Annotated in this window: 14 protein-coding genes; 10 read left to right on the forward strand and 4 right to left on the reverse strand. The window is 57.0% G+C overall.

Going from position 1 to position 19,841, the window contains the following annotated elements; translation table 11 throughout:
• Positions 1-141: 141 nt before the first annotated feature.
• The 4 genes from RTQ46_RS21830 to RTQ46_RS21845 are packed head-to-tail and all read left to right on the forward strand — an operon-like array spanning position 142 to position 7,387.
• Positions 142-1,590, forward strand: a complete 1,449-nt coding sequence (locus RTQ46_RS21830; protein ID WP_312439689.1) for an ATP-binding protein — start codon at positions 142-144, stop codon at positions 1,588-1,590.
• Positions 1,587-4,322 (forward strand): Z1 domain-containing protein, encoded by a 2,736-nt coding sequence (locus RTQ46_RS21835; protein WP_312439690.1) that lies wholly within the window; start codon positions 1,587-1,589, stop codon positions 4,320-4,322. The genes RTQ46_RS21830 and RTQ46_RS21835 overlap by 4 nt, the downstream gene beginning before the upstream one ends.
• Entirely contained in the window at positions 4,306-5,286 is a 981-nt protein-coding gene (locus RTQ46_RS21840) for a PD-(D/E)XK motif protein (RefSeq protein ID WP_312439691.1), read from the forward strand. The genes RTQ46_RS21835 and RTQ46_RS21840 overlap by 17 nt, the downstream gene beginning before the upstream one ends.
• Positions 5,276-7,387: an AIPR family protein gene (locus RTQ46_RS21845; RefSeq protein ID WP_312439692.1), complete on the forward strand. Its 2,112-nt coding sequence runs from the start codon at positions 5,276-5,278 to the stop codon at positions 7,385-7,387. The genes RTQ46_RS21840 and RTQ46_RS21845 overlap by 11 nt, the downstream gene beginning before the upstream one ends.
• Positions 7,388-7,674: 287 nt before the next feature.
• Here the strand turns inward: RTQ46_RS21845 and gyrB are convergent, their stop codons facing one another.
• The 3 genes from gyrB to dnaA form a co-directional block, all read right to left on the reverse strand.
• On the reverse strand, positions 7,675-10,173 hold the full coding sequence (gene gyrB / locus RTQ46_RS21850) for a DNA topoisomerase (ATP-hydrolyzing) subunit B (RefSeq protein ID WP_312439693.1): 2,499 nt from the start codon (positions 10,171-10,173) through the stop codon (positions 7,675-7,677).
• 158 nt (positions 10,174-10,331) lie between these two features.
• Positions 10,332-11,438, reverse strand: a complete 1,107-nt coding sequence (gene dnaN / locus RTQ46_RS21855; protein ID WP_312439694.1) for a DNA polymerase III subunit beta — start codon at positions 11,436-11,438, stop codon at positions 10,332-10,334.
• Positions 11,439-11,588: 150 nt separating this feature from the next.
• Positions 11,589-12,983 (reverse strand): chromosomal replication initiator protein DnaA, encoded by a 1,395-nt coding sequence (gene dnaA / locus RTQ46_RS21860; protein ID WP_312439695.1) that lies wholly within the window; start codon positions 12,981-12,983, stop codon positions 11,589-11,591.
• A gap of 500 nt (positions 12,984-13,483) precedes the next feature.
• On the opposite strand from dnaA, the gene rpmH reads away from it, so the two are divergent.
• From rpmH to RTQ46_RS21890, 6 genes are all read left to right on the forward strand, one after another.
• The gene (gene rpmH / locus RTQ46_RS21865) at positions 13,484-13,618 is read left to right on the forward strand and encodes a 50S ribosomal protein L34 (protein WP_010401996.1); all 135 of its coding nucleotides are present in this window, start codon (positions 13,484-13,486) and stop codon (positions 13,616-13,618) included.
• Between the two features lie 23 nt (positions 13,619-13,641).
• Positions 13,642-14,082: a ribonuclease P protein component gene (gene rnpA / locus RTQ46_RS21870; RefSeq protein ID WP_312439696.1), complete on the forward strand. Its 441-nt coding sequence runs from the start codon at positions 13,642-13,644 to the stop codon at positions 14,080-14,082.
• Positions 14,079-14,339 (forward strand): membrane protein insertion efficiency factor YidD, encoded by a 261-nt coding sequence (gene yidD / locus RTQ46_RS21875; RefSeq protein WP_312439697.1) that lies wholly within the window; start codon positions 14,079-14,081, stop codon positions 14,337-14,339. The genes rnpA and yidD overlap by 4 nt, the downstream gene beginning before the upstream one ends.
• 12 nt (positions 14,340-14,351) lie before the next feature.
• Entirely contained in the window at positions 14,352-16,079 is a 1,728-nt protein-coding gene (yidC, locus tag RTQ46_RS21880) for a membrane protein insertase YidC (protein WP_312439698.1), read from the forward strand.
• A gap of 185 nt (positions 16,080-16,264) precedes the next feature.
• A complete protein-coding gene (gene mnmE / locus RTQ46_RS21885; RefSeq protein WP_312439699.1) occupies positions 16,265-17,644 on the forward strand; it encodes a tRNA uridine-5-carboxymethylaminomethyl(34) synthesis GTPase MnmE in 1,380 nt (459 codons plus the stop codon).
• A gap of 9 nt (positions 17,645-17,653) precedes the next feature.
• On the forward strand, positions 17,654-17,950 hold the full coding sequence (locus tag RTQ46_RS21890; RefSeq protein WP_312439700.1) for a hypothetical protein: 297 nt from the start codon (positions 17,654-17,656) through the stop codon (positions 17,948-17,950).
• Between the two features lie 63 nt (positions 17,951-18,013).
• Here the strand turns inward: RTQ46_RS21890 and RTQ46_RS21895 are convergent, their stop codons facing one another.
• Complete coding sequence (locus RTQ46_RS21895; protein WP_312439701.1) at positions 18,014-19,714, reverse strand: M1 family metallopeptidase; 1,701 nt, start codon at positions 19,712-19,714, stop codon at positions 18,014-18,016.
• Positions 19,715-19,841 lie beyond the last annotated feature (127 nt).

Consider the following 19,841-nt stretch of genomic DNA (forward strand, 5'->3'; position numbering starts at 1 on the left):
TCCCGCAGGCAAAAGCCGAGTGAGTCGCGCGAATGCATTTTGCAGCGCATCTCAGAAAACTGTCTAGCCCGAATCCTTCAAATATCATCGATGTCCTGCGAGCGGGGGCAATCATTATAACCTTGTCGAGGAAGTAAATTTTTGGCCAAGACCCTTGAAGTGCTTCCAGATCCGGTAAGCCTTATTGAATCCATGCGCGCGATTGGATATACACCTGAAACCGCGTTGGCAGATCTCATCGACAATAGCATTTCTGCAGGTGCGACTAGCGTCAATATTGAATATGATGGCACCGGCGAACCGTTTGTAGCTGTTCTTGATGACGGGCATGGTATGAGCGCTGCCAATCTCACCAATGCCATGCGTCACGGCAGCAGCAACCCGGTTGATGCCCGACCGGTACAGGATCTCGGCCGTTTCGGTCTAGGACTGAAAACGGCCTCTCTATCCCAGTGCCGCCGCCTTACTGTCGTTACCAAGCAGGAGAGCAAAATTCATGTTCGCTGCTGGGATCTGGACGTTGTACGTGCCGAGAAGCGCTGGGTTGTTGTAGTACCTGACTTACGTGAATGCAGGAGGCTGCCGCTGTACGAAACACTGCGGGGACAGGATAGCGGAACGCTGGTGGTTTGGCAGCAGTTGGACCGTATGATGTCGGGCTCGCTCGACCCTGCAGCAGAGATGACTGCGCGCATGGCGAATCTCCACCAACACCTTTCCTTTGTGTTTCACCGTTATACCCGACGAGAGGCTGGCAGCCTTCCTGTAGCCATTGCAATTAATGGATTGCCACTGAAATTGATCGATCCATTTCTGAAGAGCAATAGCTTCACCCAGCCGCTGGAAGGTCAAACTATCAGTGTGAACGGACAGTCAATTTATGTGCAGCCTTACGTGCTACCACACATGAACTATTTGACCCCGGATGAGGCTGAGTGTGCGGGCGGTCGCGAGGGTCTACGCAGCAGCCAAGGGTTTTATGTTTACCGCAACCGCCGTCTGGTCATTTCGGGTACTTGGTTCCGGTTAGTGCCAAAGGAAGAATTTTTCAAGCTGACTCGCGTGCAAGTCGATATCCCAAACACGCTTGATCATCTATGGTCGTTGGACATCAAGAAATCGGCAGCCTATCCGCCTGATATTATCCGTAACCGCCTTCGTGAATTGATTCCGCACTTCGCCGGTACCAGCAGGAAAACGGTTACCTTTCCAGGACGCCGACAGAAGCAGCCTCCCGGTTTCGAGCCACTTTGGGATCGGATCGAGCCTTCGCCCGGAGCCTTTCGCTATGAGCTTAATCTGGATCATTCGATCATCCGTAGTCTGACAGATACGCTTGACGGGCCTGCACAAAAAGCGCTGCAACATATCCTCAATCTGGTGGCGGCCGCGTTGCCGCTGGAATCAATCTATTCCGATATGTGCGGTGACCGGAGGACAGATCGAGAAGATAGGTATGCGGAGACAGTGGCCGTCGCAGGAAGAATTATGGAAATTACCGGATTCCCAATCAAGACAGTGGTCGATCTCGATCCGGTTGCACGTTTTCCTCAATATCACGAACAGTTACTGAAGGAATTTGAACAATGACCAGTTTTTCTATCGACCACGTTGGAATGGCCATGATGTTAATCAATGGACGTGCGCTTACCGACGAACTTCTTCACGAAGTTCTTGGGAAGCTAGCCCTGCTCGATGCAGGCCTTGGTGAAGAAGGCTTGGCGTACGTCCGCAAGAAGTTGGAATCGACAATCGGCATCCGCATGACGACCGGTGAAGTCGTACGTGAGAGCAGCTTTGCCCCGTGGGTTTCCGACGTAAAGGGTAGTATCGAATGGAATTATTGGGATAGTTACAGACGGTTGTTACAGAGCCAAGGCTGGAGTCCCAATGTTGTCCGCGTGCTCGACGAGGATACAGATGGCATTCTGACTGAATGCGGCAATCCCGCCAAGGACGGCTCTTGGGGAATTCGTGGTCTGGTTATGGGAGATGTTCAGTCGGGTAAAACTGCAAACTACAGCGGACTCATCGCGAAGGCCGCAGACGCCGGTTATCGGGTGATTGTTTTGCTGACGGGCATGCTCGAGGATCTGCGCAAGCAGACCCAAGAACGGCTCGACTTGGGATTTGTCGGGCGTGACAGCAGTAAGCTTCTTGCTCGTGATCGTAAGAGCAAAGCCATCGGGGCTGGAATAAACAGAAAGCGCTCCGCCAATGTGCTAACGTCGGTCGAGCGTGATTTTCTGACTAGTAATGCCCAAGTGCTCAATGGTATTCCACTGGCAAATATCAGCGAACCAATCCTGTTCGTCATGAAAAAAAATAAAGCGCCGTTGGAGAATCTCGTGGTGTGGCTTGACGCACAACTGAAGCTGACGGGCCACACTGTCCACGACATGCCACTGCTTGTTATAGACGACGAGGCAGACAACGCATCGGTTAATGTTCGAAAGGAAGGGCAAGAGCCCGCGACGATCAACCGCCTCATCCGCCAGGCTATTGGGAAGTTTTCCCGCTCATCTTACGTGGCCTATACCGCAACGCCATTTGCCAACGTGTTCATCAATCCGGATAATGAAACTGATCTCTTCCCGTCAAATTTCATTTACAGCCTCAACACGCCATCACATTACATCGGCGCCTCAAGCATCTTTCTCGATGATGGCAAGTATTATAAGCAGCTTCGTGACATCATCGACGCGGAGGACAGCGTTCCGTACGCGCACAAGAAAGAGCACATTGTAGGCGCGCTACCTGAGAGCCTGCACGACGCTGTCCGCGTATTTTTGCTCACTTGTGCCGTGCGCGATATTCGCGGCGAAGAACTGAAGCACCGCTCTATGCTCGTCAACGTGAGCAGGTTTACTGATGTTCAGGGACGCGTATCGGAGAAGATCAACAGCTTTCTATATAACCTGAAACAGGAAATTCATCAGTACCTTGCCAGCAGATCTTGGAGCGCCCACCCAGAACTCGTTAGTCTGAAGGCCGCTTGGGATCAAGAATTCCAGAACGTGAAAGTGACTTGGGACCAGATTCGAAAGACCCTTAATGACTCTGTTGCTTCCATCAAAGTTGTGACGATTAATCAGAAATCGCCGCCGGAAGAAAAGCTCGATTACTCGACCTATCGCAACACAGAGAAAGGTCGCCGCGTCATCGCGGTTGGAGGGCTTACGCTATCCCGGGGAATCACCCTTGAGGGTCTGAGCGTAAGCTATTTTTATCGCAACTCCAAAGCATATGACACGCTTTTGCAGATGGGGCGCTGGTTTGGTTATCGTGCCGGATATGACGATTTGTTCCGTATCTGGATGGATGCCGATACTCAAGACTGGTATGCGCACATCGCCCAAGCAGTTGCGGAACTGCGGACCGACTTTCGGCGCATGAGTGCCAACCGCATGCCTCCGTCCAAGTTTGGCATTCGGGTAAAGTCCCATCCGGATACGTTGATTGTCACCGCCCAGAATAAGATGCGAAGCGGACAGGATGTAGAGCACTCCGTGTCATTCAGCGCATTCGGCACCGAAACGGCAAGCGTCCCCCGGCTGCCGGCCCTGAACTCAGAAAACGTCCGGTTGGTAGAGAAATTTGTGATTGAACAGGGTGCTGCCGATATGGCTGGTAACCGTTATGTTTGGACCGGAATTGACCGGGGCCGGATCGCCACCTTCCTTTCAGCACTAAATATCAGCAACATGAATACGGAGTTTATTCCCGACTCACAGGATGGAACACGTCCCTTGGTAGGTTTCATTAGGGGTAATCCGTTCGTTATGCTCGACAAATGGGACGTTTGCATTCCACAGGGCTTAGGTGACATGGTGGAAGGGGTGAAGGTACTGCTTGCCGACGGCAGTACCGGCTCCGTACGCTGCCGAGAGCGGCAGTTCGAGAAAGTGTCAAAAGGAGTTCCATATCTCCGACTGAACAAGCAGCGGGTCGGTGATACAAGCGACGAGCTTGTAAAGATGGATGCTATGGAGATTCAAGCTGCGGAACTCAATTGGGAACAGCAAAACAGGAAAGATCAGAAAACGTCCTCGGTACCAGCTCACCAATACCGTAAGTTCCGTTTGCGTCCTTTGATGACGATTCATTTTATCCAAGCGAAAGAGCCGACCGAAAAGAACCTGAGCAAGGGTAGGATGATGCCTGTGTCGGAGATCGGAATGGCACCAATGGTCGCTGTTAGCCTTAGTTTCCCAGAGTTCGATCCGTTCTCGGACGGAGAGAAAGTGGTATATCGGCTTAACCAAGTTGCGCTGCGGGATCTGTTCGGCGATGACGCAGGAGAAGATGATGACGAAGATTGAAGATCTATGGCAGGTGATGCGTAACGAGGCTACTACTAGTCCGCAGACTGACAACGGGTGGAAATTAGTCAGGCTCGATCCAGATCATCCCTTCGATATCTATGCAGCCATTGATGAGAACGGGCTTGCGATGCTCGCCATCGGGACGAGCGCACTTCCCCCATCGATCAATGGCGATACAGGCGCACTGGACTATATACGTTTCCAGCGTTTCGGAGGGCGCTGGCTAATGGGGTTGCGATTGGCAGGCCAAGGTCTCGAAGACGTGTTCGGTCGATTGTGCCAAGACTTGGCTGACGCGGCGGCGGAGGTTGCCACCGAAACGGCTCTTGTTGCTCTATTTCGAGAGCGTCTGATGCTTTGGCAGCGACTATTCCGAGACGGTGGAAATGGGCTGCTTCAAAGATTCCAGATCAAGGGTTTGATGGGCGAGTTAATCGCACTCGAAGAGTTTATACAGCTCCGTCCTGACGAGCCATTGCTATCCGTAATGGCTTGGACAGGTCCCGAAGGCACAAGTCAGGATTTTCTTTTCTCCGACCATGCGGTTGAGGTAAAGGCAGTCTCCGCCAATGCAGTGGCAGTCAGTATTTCGTCTGCAAAACAGCTAGACTGTCTATTGCCATTGATACTTCGCACGTATGTGCTGCGTGAGGCATCAGCAGAGGAAGCCGGTGCTCTCACACTGCCCCTGCTTGCGGCACGCATCGAACAACTTCTGGCGGGTTCTCCCGGTGGCAATGCTGTCTTCCGAGAAAAGCTGCTTGAGGCAGGCTATGTGGAACACGAATATTACCGAAGCGTAGCGTATTCGCCACTCGAGAGCCGGCACTATGCAGTGAGTCCTGCCTTTCCCCGAATTATTCCTGCCTTGCTACCGGTCGGAATTCCTGATGTTAGTTATTCCATCCTGTTCTCCGCGCTCGAGAAATTCAGGGTGCTGGAGACACAAGATGCAGCCTGAGGACTTTCTTGACGAACTAACGCAGATGGTGGCAAGGAGAAGTGCTGCCAGGCATCTCGTCGATACATTGGCCTTCGTACATGAAGTAGCTGACAGACTCGCAGACGACCCCGTGTTCGGTGAATTTCGTTCAGTGGAATACCAGTCACCCGGAACGAAAAATAGGACACTGAAGTTGCATGGCTTCACACCGATCGATGAATCCGACGGCACTGTCGGTATTGTTATCGGAAAATGGGAGGATATCACAGCGCCGCAGACGCTTGGAACCGCTGTGGTCGATCAGCTTTCCTCTTGGGTGGAAAATTTTGTTCGTGAGGCAGTTGAAAACAATCTGCACGAGAAGATTGCTCACGCGAATGATGCCTATGATCTAGCGCTTCAGCTTAATAGCGAAGTGCATCGGATTAACCGAATTCGTATCCATATCTTTAGCAACCTTTCACTGAGCAGTCGCTTCAAGGAAGACAGTCGAGACGATATTGCAGGCATTCCCATAGAGCGCCACATATGGGATTTAAATCGATTGACCGCGTTGTATGAGTCAGGGCGCGAACGCGAAGCAGTAAGGATCGAACTTGAAGAGAGTGGTGGTACAGCAATCCCGTGTCTTGAAGCTGCACGTAGCGGTGATATCTGCTCCTACCTATGTGTCGTAAAAGGTGATCAACTGGCCGACATGTTTGAACGCTACGGAAGTCGTCTTCTCGAAGGTAATGTACGCGCGTTTCTTGGAATGAAAGGTGGAGTCAACAAGGGCATTCGCGCTACGATTCAAGATGAACCAGGGTTATTTTTTGCTTATAACAACGGCATCGCTGCGACTGCATCTGATGTAACGGTTGAGTCACGCAATGGCCAGCTAATGATAACAGGATTGACTGACCTGCAGATCGTAAATGGAGGCCAGACCACAGCTAGCATACTTAGTGCTCGCAAGAAAGACCATCTTAGTCTCACAGGCGTATCGGTACCGATGAAGCTCACGCGAGTCTTTCCTGATAGGGCGCAGGAGCTGATTCCTAGCATTGCAGAGTTCGCTAACACGCAAAACAAGGTGGCGGCAGCGGACTTCTTCTCAAATCATCCATTCCACAGGAAGATGGAAGAAATATCGCGCCGGCTGCTTACACCAGCACGTGCCAGTCAGCGTATTCAGAGCAAATGGTTCTACGAGCGAGCCCGTGGACAGTATCAAAATGGCAAGATTTATCTCGACAAATCCAAGAAAGCGGTGTTCGAGCGGGAGTATCCTGCAGAACAGCTTATAAGCAAAACCGATCTGGCCAAGTACGCTCATACGTGGGATACAAGGCCACACTGGGTTAGTCTTGGTGCCCAGAAAAATTTCACCAAGTTTGCCGGCGCATTTTCAAGTGGGAGCGCTGAAATCTCCGAGTCCGAGAATTGGGAACGTCTTAGTCCTCTTTACGGTGAATCATTTTTTCGCAACATGGTAGCGGTGTGTCTCGTTTGGAAGAAAATGGAAGAAACGGTCGATGCAGGCCGCAAATCATGGTACGAAGGAGGCTATCGAGTCAATATTGTTACTTACACACTTGCAAAACTTTTCCAAGACATCAGGAATACGCGCGAAGAACTCGATCTTGAGCGTATTTGGAACAGTCAAGATGCAGGGGAAGAAGTTGCGGCAAGGCTAGAAGAAATTGCTCCTCTGGTGCAGCAAACTTTGCTTTCACCACCAAATGGGATCAGGAACATCGGTGAATGGTGCAAGCGCACAGAGTGCTGGGATGCCATCGCTGCCTTGGAAATCCCTTACGTCAGTACCGCTCGTGGCATGACTATCTCCAAAGACATCTACCAAGGAAAGAAGGCAGATAACCGAAAACAGGGTCAAGTCGATGATGCTATCGACCTGCAGAGCAAATTGCTGCACTTGACTGAATCAGGCTATTGGGCTTCTCTTTATTCTTGGCCAAAGGGTGGTGCGCACCTGTCACCGACGGACCGCGCACTCGTCTTAAAGGCCAGTACCCTTCAGGGATTCTTGAAAATTGGACTGCAGAAAGATTGGAAACGGCTGGCTTCGATCAGTGAAACTGCTGAGGGCGAGGGCTTCCGTCAAGCAGCGGGTTAGCGCGAAGCACAGGTCTGTCTCTGGCAAACATGTTGCCGAATACGGATTGCTCAGTTTCTATGCGCAGCTCGCGCGATTATTGATATAACTCAGAACCCGAGGCGTTCCCACTAGCGCATACCGTAGACAAAAATCGATCATGCAATACATTCATAGCGACGTTGGCGGTATTGTTAAAGAGCGCTGTGGCGTTTTGTTTGTAGTAGTTCAGGGTTAATGTCGTCGTGCCATTCATACGATCAAAAAAAGGCGACACTTCGTGTCGCCTCCTGTATCAAAAATACTGCTTAAACGTCAATATTCCCCGCCCTCAACGCATTGTTCTCAATAAACGCCCTGCGCGGCTCCACATCATCGCCCATCAAGGTGGTAAAGATCTGGTCCGCCGCAATCGCATCCTCGATCTGCACCTTCAGCAAACGGCGCACGGTGGGGTCCATGGTGGTTTCCCACAGCTGGTCCGGGTTCATTTCGCCCAGTCCTTTGTAGCGCTGTTTCGAGACGGTGCGTTCGGCTTCGTCGCGCAGCCATTGCATGGCCTGGTGGAAGTCGGTGACGGCGATTTCCTTGATGCGCTCGCCTTCGCCGCGGCGCACGAATGCACCTTCGCCGATCAGGCCTTCGAAGGTGGCGGCGCCCGTGCTCAGCACGGCGTAGTCCGGGCTTTGCACGAAGTCGGCGTCGATGGCGCTGACTTTCACGTTGCCGTGGTGCATGCGCTCGATGCGCAGCATGTGTTTTTCGGACAGGTCGTCGGAGCGCACCACCACTTTGACGGCCGTGTCGTTGATGGCTGCCTGCAGGGCTTGCGCCGAGGTTTCGGCCAGGTCCAGGGTGGACAGGTCCAGCTGCACGCCGGTCATGATGGCGGTCAGGGCGGCGCGGTCGATCACGCGGGTCAGGCGAGTCATGATGGTGTTCGACAGGTTGAACTTGCGCACCAGCTCGGCCAGGGTGTCGCCCGAGATGCCTTCGGCGCCTTCGCGCGGCACCAGGACTGCCGTGTTCAGCGCGACCGTCATCATGTAGGTGGCTTCTTCGGCGTCATCTTTCAGATAGCGCTCGTCGCGGCCGGCCTTGACTTTGTACAGCGGCGGTTGCGCGATGTAGATGTGGCCGCGTTCGACCAGTTCCGGCATCTGGCGGTAGAACAGCGTCAGCAGCAGGGTACGGATGTGGGCGCCGTCGACGTCCGCATCGGTCATGATGATGATGCGGTGGTAGCGCAGCTTGTCGGCGTTGAATTCGTCCGGGCCGATCGAGGTGCCCAGGGTAGCGATCAGGGTGGTGATCTGCTCCGACGACAGCATTTTCTCGAAACGCGCTTTTTCCACGTTCAATACTTTACCGCGCAGCGGCAGGATCGCCTGGAACTTGCGGTCGCGCCCTTGCTTGGCCGAGCCACCTGCCGAGTCACCCTCGACGATGTACAGTTCGCACAGGGCGGGGTCTTTTTCCTGGCAGTCGGCCAGCTTGGCCGACAGGCCCAGGCCGTCCATGATGCCTTTGCGGCGGGTCAGGTCGCGGGCCTTGCGGGCCGCTTCGCGCGCGCGCGCCGCTTCGACGATCTTGCCGCAGATAATCTTGGCGTCGTTCGGTTTTTCCTGCAGGTAGTCGGCCAGCGTCTTGGCAACGATCTCTTCGACCGGGCCGCGCACTTCGGACGACACCAGCTTGTCTTTCGTCTGCGACGAGAATTTCGGTTCCGGCACTTTCACCGACAGCACGCAGGTCAGGCCTTCGCGCATGTCGTCGCCGTTGATTTCCACTTTCGCCTTCTTGGCGAACTCGTGTTCATCGATGTATTTGTTGATGACGCGCGTCATCGCCGCGCGCAGGCCCGTCAGGTGGGTGCCGCCGTCGCGTTGCGGGATGTTGTTGGTAAAGCACAGCACCTGTTCGTTGTAGGCATCGTTCCACTGCATCGACACGTCGACCGTGATATTGGTGCCCTGGTCCGACAGGCGCTCGCCGGTGGCCTGGAAAATGGTCGGGTGCAAGACCGACTTGGCCTTGTTGATGTACTCGACGAAGCCGCGCGTGCCGCCTTCGAAGGCGAACACTTCTTCCTTGCCGGTACGCTGGTCCGACAGTTTGATGTTGACGCCATTGTTCAGGAACGACAGTTCGCGGATGCGCTTGGCCAGGATTTCGTAGTGGAATTCGACGTGCGTGAAAATCTCTTCGTCGGCCCAGAAGTGCACGTCGGTGCCGCGCTTGTCGGTGTCGCCGATCACCTGGATAGGGGACGTCGCCACGCCATCGACCATTTCGATGATGCGGTTTTGCGGCACGCCGCGCACGAATTCCATGTAATGGACTTTGCCGTTGCGGCGGATGGTCAGTTTCAGCAGTTTTGACAGGCCGTTGACGCACGATACGCCCACGCCGTGCAGGCCGCCCGAGACCTTGTACGAGTTCTGGTCGAACTTGCCGCCGGCGTGCAGTTCGGTCATGACGATTTCGGCCGCCGAGCGTTTCGGGTCGTGCTTGTCGTCCATCTTCAGGCCGGTCGGCACGCCGCGGCCGTTGTCGGTGATCGAGATCGAGTTGTCGCTGTGGATGGTGACGTGGATCTCGGTGCAATGGCCGGCCAGCGACTCGTCGATCGAGTTGTCCAGCACTTCGAACACCAGATGGTGCAAGCCGGTGCCGTCCGAGGTGTCGCCAATATACATGCCCGGGCGTTTGCGTACGGCTTCCAGGCCTTCCAGGATCTGGATGGAGGAGGCGCCGTATTCTTCCGTTTTGGCCTGGATCGGGGGGTCTTGTGGATTCTCGGACATGGACTGCTTTCTCAAATAGCGATTACTGATTGATTCGGGACTGCTGGCGTAGGTCGGGTTAGCGCTGCGCGCGTAACCCGACAACATTGTTTGTTTCACTGGTGTTGTCGGATTACGGCGCCTTGCGCCTAATCCGACCTACGTCACTGCTGTGGTCTTTATATCCGCATCGGCATGACAACGTACTTGAAGTCGGCGTTGTCCGGGATGGAGATCAGCGCGGACGAGTTCGAGTCGCCCAGCGCGATGTTGACGTATTCGCACTTCAGGTTGTTCAGCACGTCGAGCAGATACGTCACGTTGAAACCGATGTCGACCGAGTCGCCGCTGTAGTCGATTTCCAGTTCCTCGACCGCTTCTTCCTGGTCGGCATTGGTCGAACTGATCTTCATGCTGCCTGGCGTGATAATGCAGCGCACGCCCTTGAACTTGTCGCTGGTCATGATGGCGGCGCGTTGCAGCGAGCGCAGCAGCTCATCGCGGCCGATCGTGAAGTCGTTCTTGTAGCCCTTCGGAATCACGCGCGTGTAGTCGGGGAACTTGCCTTCCACCAGTTTCGAGATCAGCTCGATGTCGGCAAAGGTCAGTTTCACCTGGTTGGCGGCGATGTCGAGCTGCACCGGCTCGTCGTTCTCTTCCAGCAGGCGCTGCAGTTCAATAATCGTCTTGCGCGGAATAATCACTTCCTGGCGCGCAAAGGTCTGCTCGGTGGCGACCTGGCAGAAGGCCAGGCGGTGGCCGTCGGTGGCCACGGCGATCACGTTATTGCCATCCAGAACCAGCAACAGGCCGTTCAGGTAGTAGCGGATGTCTTGCTGCGCCATCGAGAAATGCACCATGTTGAACAGGTGCTTCAGGGTTTTCTGGGGCAGGGTGACGGTCGCGTTGTAGCTTTCGGCCTGTTGCACGGTCGGGAATTCTTCGGCCGCCAGCGTCTGCAGGGCAAAGCGCGACTTGCCGGTTTGTACCGTCAGGCGCTTGTTCAGCAGGGTCATGGTGACGTCGCCCGACTCGGGCAGCGCGCGCAAAATGTCCAGCAGCTTGCGCGCGGCCACGGTGGTGCCGGTGACGTCCGCGCCCGAGCCGATCTGGGCGTGCGTGGTGATCTGCACTTCGGTGTCGGTCGACAGGAAGGAGACATTTTCACCGTCTTTGCGGATGAGGATATTGGCCAGAATCGGCATAGTGTGCCGACGCTCGACAATACCGCTCACGATCTGCAGTGGCCGGAGAAGGGTATCTCGGGTGGTTTTGACCAATTGCATATTTATCCTCAATGTATAGGTTTAACGGTATTAAGTTTAACGTATTAATTTAACAAATCTTGCGAGGGGAGCCCCGGCAGACAGACTGCGGTGCGCTACCGGATGATAAGGGTAAAGCACGTTTTGAGCCAGCCTGCCAATAAGCCGTGTTTAACCCTTCAAGGTTTGTTCCAAAACATGCAATTCATGATTGCATTCCGGATTCTTGGTGCGGTCCAGCGCGATCTTGCGCACGGCGTGCAGCACGGTCGTGTGGTCGCGTCCGCCGAACAGTTCGCCGATTTCCGGCAAGCTCTTCTGCGTCAATTCCTTGGCCAGGTACATGGCGATCTGGCGCGGCCTCGCGATATTGGCGGGGCGGCGCTTCGAATACATGTCGGCGACCTTGATATTGAAGAAGTCGGCCACGGTCTTCTGGATGTTTTCCACGGAAATCTGGCGATTCTGTACCGACAGCAAGTCCTTCAGGGCTTCCTTGACGATATCGATCGTGATGTCCTTGCCGTGGAAACGCGAGTACGCCAGGATCTTGCGCAGCGCGCCTTCGAGCTCGCGCACGTTCGAGCGCAGGTGCTTGGCGACAAAAAAGGCCACGTCGTCCGAAAACGTCACGCCTTCCTGCTTGGCCTTTTTCAGCAGGATCGCCACGCGCATTTCCAGTTCCGGCGGCTCGATTGCCACCGTCAGGCCGGAATCGAAGCGCGAGATCAGGCGGTCGTCCATGCCGGTGATTTCCTTCGGATAGGTATCCGAAGTGATGATGATCTGTTTCTTGGCCGCGATCAGAGCTTCGAACGCATAGAAGAATTCCTCTTGCGTCCGGCTCTTGCCGCCAAAGAACTGGATATCATCGATCAGCAGCATATCGAGCGAGTGATAATAGTGCTTGAAGTCGTCGAAACCCTTGCGCTGGTAAGCAGTCACTACGTCGCGCACATATTGTTCTGCGTGGATATAGCGGATCTTCGCACCCGGGTTGTCGGCCATCACCTGGTTGCCGATCGCATGGATCAAGTGGGTCTTGCCGAGGCCTACGCCGCCGTAGAAGAACAGCGGGTTGTACGACACGCCCGGGTTGTTCGCCACCTGGATCGCGGCGGCGCGCGCCAGCTGGTTGGCTTTACCCGTCACGAAGCTGTCGAACGTCAGGTCGGTGTTGATGCGGCTTTGCTCGCGGCGCGGGGCGGCGCCGATGCTCATTTCCGGCACGCTCGGCTGCGGCTCCGGAGCGCGCGCGCTCGGCGCGCCACCGTTCGGATCGCTGGCAGGCGTGCTGGCCGCTACCGGTTTTTTCGGCAGGGCCAAGCGCGGGTCGAGCACGAACTGCACCTCGGTCGGCGCTTCGAAGTAGTCGATTGCAAGAGCGGTAATGCGGCTGGCGAACTGGGTCTTGACCCAATCGAGCTTGAATCGATTGGGCGCAGCAATGCGCAGCTTGCCCTCTTCGTAATCGAGAGGGATAAGCGGTTTGATCCACGCACTGAATTGTTGCGGTGTCAGCTCCAGTTCCAACTGCGCGGAACAGGCCTGCCAGAAATTGTCCATGTATGTCTATGTGAAAAGGTGTGGGAGGGCGTATCGATACAGCCCTGCGTGCACCGTGTTGCAAGGCCGGCGTCGCGCGAGGGCTCGCCACACGTAACGCGCTATTCTACTCCCGACCGGCAAAGTTATCCACAGGCGCGCTCGTTATTTTTGCGTATGGTGGCGGCGCAAGCATGTGTACAAGTCTTGAGTTATCCTTGCCCGCGCAGCGGAAATGCGGCATTCGGGACAGATGGGGACGCGTGCGCAAATTTCCAGCCGAACACGGGAAACCTGCGGCAATCCTTGACACGAGGGGGTGATATGCTGAATAATTCAGGGTTCCCCGCCCGTATTCCGTGTTTATTCATTTGGAACGACAATATGGACTAAGCGTGGATTAAGCGGGCGATGAGATTGGCCCTTGTGCCTTGGCATAAGTGCGCGATTGTCATTGGCACCAAAAACTGACGGGACGTCAGACCCGATTTTGCATTTTTTTTGTTTTTAGCGAGACCAACATGAAACGTACTTACCAACCTTCCGTCGTTCGCCGCAAGCGTACGCACGGCTTCCGCGCTCGTATGGCTACCCGTGGTGGCCGTGATGTGCTCAACGCACGTCGCGCAAAGGGCCGCAAACGTCTGGCCGTCTAGGCTTGTCGTTGACAGCTGATCGCGTGGCTAGCTGTACTCCAGTCGGCAATCAACGCGAAGGTTCACACGACTTCGCGCGCGTTCGGCGTATCGTTAAAACGGATGAATTTTCATCCGTTTTTCGTTTGCGCCCCTCGCAAAAAACAGCGCATTTCGTGCTGTATACCCGACACAATTTATTGCCGCATGCGCGGCTGGGCGTCGTTGTGGCCAAGCGTTTCGCGCCGCGCGCGGCGACCCGCAACACGATCAAGCGCGTGACGCGCGAGCTGTTTCGCAACAGCGCGCTGCCGCCGGTCGACTGTGTGGTGCGCCTGTCGCGCGCCGTCAACAGCAAGGATGGTCCGGCCACCACGGCCAGGCTGAAAGCCGAACTGCGTGACGAACTGAGCCGCCTGTTTGCGGCGCAAGTCGCGGCCCAGGCCCGTTCTGTTGCTGTTGCGCCACCACCGTCCGCGCCATGAAAACCCTGCTGCTGTTCCTGCTGCGAGCTTATCAGTTGGTGATCAGCCCCATGCTGGGACAGAATTGCCGCTTCTATCCAAGCTGTTCGCATTACGCGATGGAAGCCTTGCGCGTGCACGGCGCCGCGAAAGGCAGCCTGCTGGCTGCCAGGCGCGTGTGCCGCTGCCACCCCTGGAATGACGGGGGCGTCGATCCGGTACCACCGGCCGACGGCAAATCATCTTCAACGACCGCTTGCGGTTGCAACCACTCCTGACCAATACCCCTAATGGATATCAATAAACGTACCATCCTGTGGATCGTGTTCTCCGTCTCGCTGGTAATTCTCTGGAACGAATGGATGATCTCGACCGGTCGCCCGTCGATGTTCTCCGCGAACACGGAACAGACCGCCAAGGCGCCGACCACTCCTGCCGCCACCGCCGCCTTGCCGGCCAATGGCGCGGCAGCCTTGCCTGGCGCGAATGCCGATCCTGCCGTGTTCAAAAATGAGCGGATTACCATCACCACCGATGTCATCAAGGTCGATATCGACACATTGGGTGGCCAGGTCAAGCGTCTGGAATTGCTGAAGTTCAAGGGCGCGGGCAATCCGGGCTGGTTCGGTGGCTGCTTCGGCCTGTTCAAGTGGTGCCAGCCTGACGAAGGCAAGCAAAACGAAGTGCTGTTCGACGAAGGCGCAAACCACACCTATCTGGCCCAATCGGGCCTGGTGGGCGGTCCTTTCCCGACGCACAACACCGGCTTTACGGTACAGCCTGGCGTACGCACGCTGGCCGACGGCAAGCAGATCCAGCTGGTGATGGAAGCGGTGCAGGGCGGCGTCAAGCTGACCAAGACCTATACCTTCAAGCGCGGCGACTATGTGATCGACGTGCGCCATGACGTGGCCAACGTCGGCGCCGCGCCAGTCACGCCGCAGCTGTACCTGCAACTGGTACACGACGGCAACAAGCCGGTCGGCGACTCGTTCTTCAACAGCAGCTACACGGGCCCGACCCTGTACACGCCGCAGGACAAGTACCAGAAGATGACGTTCGAGAAGATCGAAAAAGCGGCAGTGGAAGACGAAAAAACCGGCAAGGACACGGCCATGAAGGCCCTGCACCCGGCCAAGGCTGACGGCGGCTGGTTTGCCATCTCGCAGCACTTCTTCGTTTCCGCTTTCGTGCCGCCGGCAAATATCTCGCGCGACATCTTTACCAAGAAGCTGGGCACCAACACCTACGCCATCGGCAACCTGATGACCCTGCCATCGCTGGCGCCGGGCGCATCGGCTGCGATCGATACCAAGCTGTACTCGGGTCCGCAAATCGCGCACCTGCTCGAACCGGTGTCGCCGGGCCTGGAACTGGTCAAGGATTATGGCTGGCTGACGATTATCGCCAAGCCGATCTTCTGGGTCATGGAACAGATCCATAGCGTACTGGGCAACTGGGGCTGGACGATTATCGCCTTCACCATCCTGATCAAGCTGGCGTTCTTCCCGCTGTCGGCCGCCGGCTACCGCAGCATGGCCAAGATGAAACTGGTGACGCCGAAGATGCAGGCGATCCGCGAGCGCTACAAAGGCGATCCGCAGAAGATGAACCAGGCCACCATGGAGCTGTACAAGACCGAGAAGATCAATCCGCTGGGCGGCTGCCTGCCGATCCTGATCCAGATGCCGGTATTTATCGCGCTGTACTGGGTGCTGAACGCGTCGGTGGAAATCCGCGGCGCGCCATGGATCGGCTGGATCACCGACCTGGCCCAGCATGACCCATGGTGCATCCTGCCGGTGCTGTACGCGATCTCGATGTTCATCACGACCAAGCTGAACCCGGCGCCTGCCGATCCGATGCAAGCGAAGATGATGCTGTTCATGCCACTGGCATTTTCGGTGATGTTCTTCTTCTTCCCGTCGGGCCTGGTGCTGTACTGGGTCGTCAACAACGTCCTGTCGATCGGCCAGCAATGGGTGATCACCAAGAAATACGCGCCAGCCACTGTGTAAGCAGGGTTAGCGAAGCAAAAGCCCGCCTAGTGCGGGCTTTTTTTGGGGTCGGACCCTTTGGGTCTGACCCCGGCCTTCAAGATATCGGGTTAAAAAAGGCCAAACCCCCACGGCAAAAGCTGGGGTCAGACCTGCAGGGTCCGATCCCGCCACCCAGGTAGTCCCGTACCTATTACAATATCCCCATGAAACTCGACTCCTCCCCTATCGCCGCCATCGCCACCGCACCGGGACGCGGCGGCATCGGCGTGGTCCGCGCCTCCGGCAAGAACCTCGCACCCCTGATGGCCGCGCTGTTCGGTGCCCAGGCATTGAAACCGCGCCACGCCACCTATGTGCCGTTTACCGAAGCGGACGGCGCCATTATCGACCAGGGCATCGCCATCCACTTCAAGGGTCCGCACTCGTACACGGGCGAAGACGTGCTGGAACTGCAGGGCCACGGCGGCCCGGTTGTTCTTCAGCTCTTATTGGCGCGCGTGCTGGAAGCGGGCCGCGACAGCGGCTTGCGCCTGGCCGAGCCCGGCGAATTCACGCGCCGCGCCTTCCTGAATGACAAGCTGGACCTGGCGCAGGCCGAGGCCGTGGCCGACCTGATCGACGCCTCGACCGAAGCGGCCGCCAAATCCGCCTCCCAATCGCTGTCGGGCGCGTTCTCGAACACCATCCATGCGCTGGTCGAGCAGGTGACGGGACTGCGCATGCTGGTCGAAGCGACCTTGGACTTTCCGGAAGAAGAGATCGACTTCCTGGAAAAATCGAACGCGCGCGGCCAGCTGAAGGCCGTGATCGAGGCCTTGAACAAGGTGTTTGCCCAGGCGGCGCAGGGCGCGCTGCTGCGCGAAGGGTTGAATGTGGTGCTGGCCGGCCAGCCGAACGTGGGCAAGTCGTCGCTGCTGAACGCGCTGGCCGGCGCCGACGTGGCGATCGTCACGCCGATCGCCGGCACCACGCGCGACAAGGTCAGCGAAACGATCCAGATCGAGGGCATTCCCCTGAACATCATCGACACGGCCGGCATCCGCAGCGCCGGCGACACCATCGACGCCGTCGAGCGCATCGGCATCGAGCGTACCTGGGGCGAAATCGGCAAGGCCGACGTGATTTTGCATTTGCTGGACGCCGATCACGGCCCGACGCTGGCCGACGAAACCATCGTCGCCGCCTTCCCCGAAGGCGTACCGGTGGTGCGCGTGTGGAACAAGATCGATTTGTCCGGCCACAAGCCCAGCGTCGATGCCTTGCCGGACGCGACCCACGTCTACCTGTCGGCGCATGAACATATCGGCATCGACCTGCTGCGCGCCGAATTGCTGCGTATCGCCGGCTGGCAACAGACGGGCGAATCGCTGTACCTGGCGCGCGAACGCCACCTGATCGCCCTGAAATCGGCCGGCAAGCACCTCGATATCGCGGCCCAGCACGCAGCCCAGGACGACCAGTCGCTGGACCTGTTCGCCGAAGAACTGCGCCTGGCGCAGGTGCAGCTGTCGAGCATTACCGGCGAATTTTCACCGGACGACCTGCTGGGCGTGATTTTCAGCCGGTTCTGTATCGGCAAATAAGGAGCTTTGATGAAACTGCTGTTCGCGCTGTTGCTGAGCCTGCCTTTGCTGGCCGGCGCAAAGCAAAAATTGCCGGCTGATGTGGCAAAGTTTATCGACAACGCCGAGATGTGCGAGCACTTCGCCGGCGAGTGGGACGACAACGACAAGGCGCGCCAGCGCGAAATCACGCAGGCCATCGAACAGTCGTGCGGGGCGGCGCAGCAGCAGCTGAAGCGCTTGCGCGTGAAATATGCAAAACAGCCGGAGATCAGGAAAGTGATCGATGACCACGCGAATGATGCGGTCAGGAGTTTTCGGAAATAGGAGTGTTTGTTGCATTCAGCCCTGACAGCGAAACGGCCGGGGTCAAAAAAATGCTACCTCACATCACCCCTTCTTCCCCTTCGCCTGCTCTTCCCTGAACTTCTGGAATTGCTCGATATGTTCGGCGCGGCGCAGCACGCGTGAATGCGGGTCGAGCGTATAGGTGGCGCCGGCTGGCAGATGCAGTTCGCCGAAACCCAGCGCCATGGGGACGGTCTGGATTTCCTTGCCGATACGCACTTCCACCGGCATCGGGAAGGGGAGGTCGGCCGGCGTCTTCCATGCCAGGCGCAAGGTGTCGCCGTCGCGCACGGCGGACAGTTCCGGCAGCGCGGCCTGGTACAGATAGACCTGGAAAAACCAGTCGTAGTTGCCGCCCGTGACCTTGTTGACGATGGCCATGAATTCCGTGGTGCTGCCGTAGCGCGGCTGGAACTGCCCCGGCAGCGGCTGCTCGGTGCCATACACCAGCAGGCGCACGGCGCGGAAAAACGCATCGTCGCCGATCAGCCCGCGCAGCGTGTGCAGCACCAGCGCGCCCTTGGCGTAGATATCGCCGCCGGGACCGCCTTTCTTGATGTCATACACTTCTTCTTCCGTCTTCGGCTTGCCCGACACGATCGGCGCCTTGTTCAGGATGCCGGTGCGGATTTGCTGCAGCGAAGCAAAATACTCCTGGTCGCCCCGCAGGTATTGCATGTACAGCGGCTGCATGTAGCTGCCAAAGCCTTCGTGCAGCCACATGTCGTCCCAGTTGCTGTTGGTCAACTGGTTGCCGAACCATTCATGGGCAAATTCGTGCTGCAGCAACTCGTCGTAGCCATAGCCGGTTTTCGCATACTTGTTGCCGTAGGCATTGATGGTCTGGTGTTCCATGCCTTTATGCGGCGTTTCGGCAATGCCGACTTTCTCGTCGCCGAACGGGTAGGGGCCGATCACGCTTTCAAAAAAGTCGAGCATGGGCGGCAATTCGTCGAACAAGCCGCGCGCCTTCGCTTCGCTTTCCGGCAGATACCAGAATTGCAGCGGAATGCGGTTGCCGTAGCGGCTCGCGTATTCGCCCTGCATCGTGCGGTACGGCGCGATATTCAATGCGATGCCATACGTGCTCGGGTGTTTGGCGCGCCAGTGCCAGGTGCGCCAGCCATCTTTTTCGTCCATGCCCAGCGCCACGCCATTGCCGGCCGCCACCAGCGGCGACGGCACCTGGATATGCTGGTCGATCAGCTGCGCCTTGCCCATCGGATGGTCGATGCACGGCCAGAACAGGTCGCAGCCTTCGCCCTGCACGGCGCTGGCCACCCATGGCGCGCCGTCCGCCGTGTTCGACCACACCATGCCGCCATCCCATGGCGCTTTCACGGCCACGTGCGGCACGCCGTGATATCTGACGCGGATGGTGGTGCGCTGGCCGGCGGCGATGGTGGCCGGCAAGGTCATGCTCAGGCGCCCCTCGGGATTGGCATAGTCCTGTGGCGCCAGCGGCTGGCCATCGACTTCGACGGTGTCGACCGGCAGATTGCGGTCCAGGTCCAGCGCAAAGCGCGTCAGCGGCGCGCTGGCCAGGAATGTCAGGCGGGCGTCGCCGGTAATGCTGCGCTGCGCGGGATCGACGCGAAAGGTCAGGTCCGCGTGTTCGAATACCACCGCCAGCTGCTCGGGCGTGCGTTCGGCGCCGGAATTGAGTGTATAGCTGGTCGGCGCCACTGGCGTGGCGCAGGCGGTGAGCAGCAGGCAGGACGACAACAGCAGCGATGATTTCATGGGGAGGTGGGCCGGCAATCGAAGGGTCTTGATTGTAGTGCTATGGAGCAAGATTGTCACCGTACCGGTTGCGGTTGAGAATTGTCATGAAGCACAATCGCCGCTGACGTAATCTTGCCTGACGCAC

It is taken from the genome of Janthinobacterium sp. (assembly GCF_031995485.1).
Classification (GTDB): Bacteria; Pseudomonadota; Gammaproteobacteria; order Burkholderiales; family Burkholderiaceae_D; genus Janthinobacterium.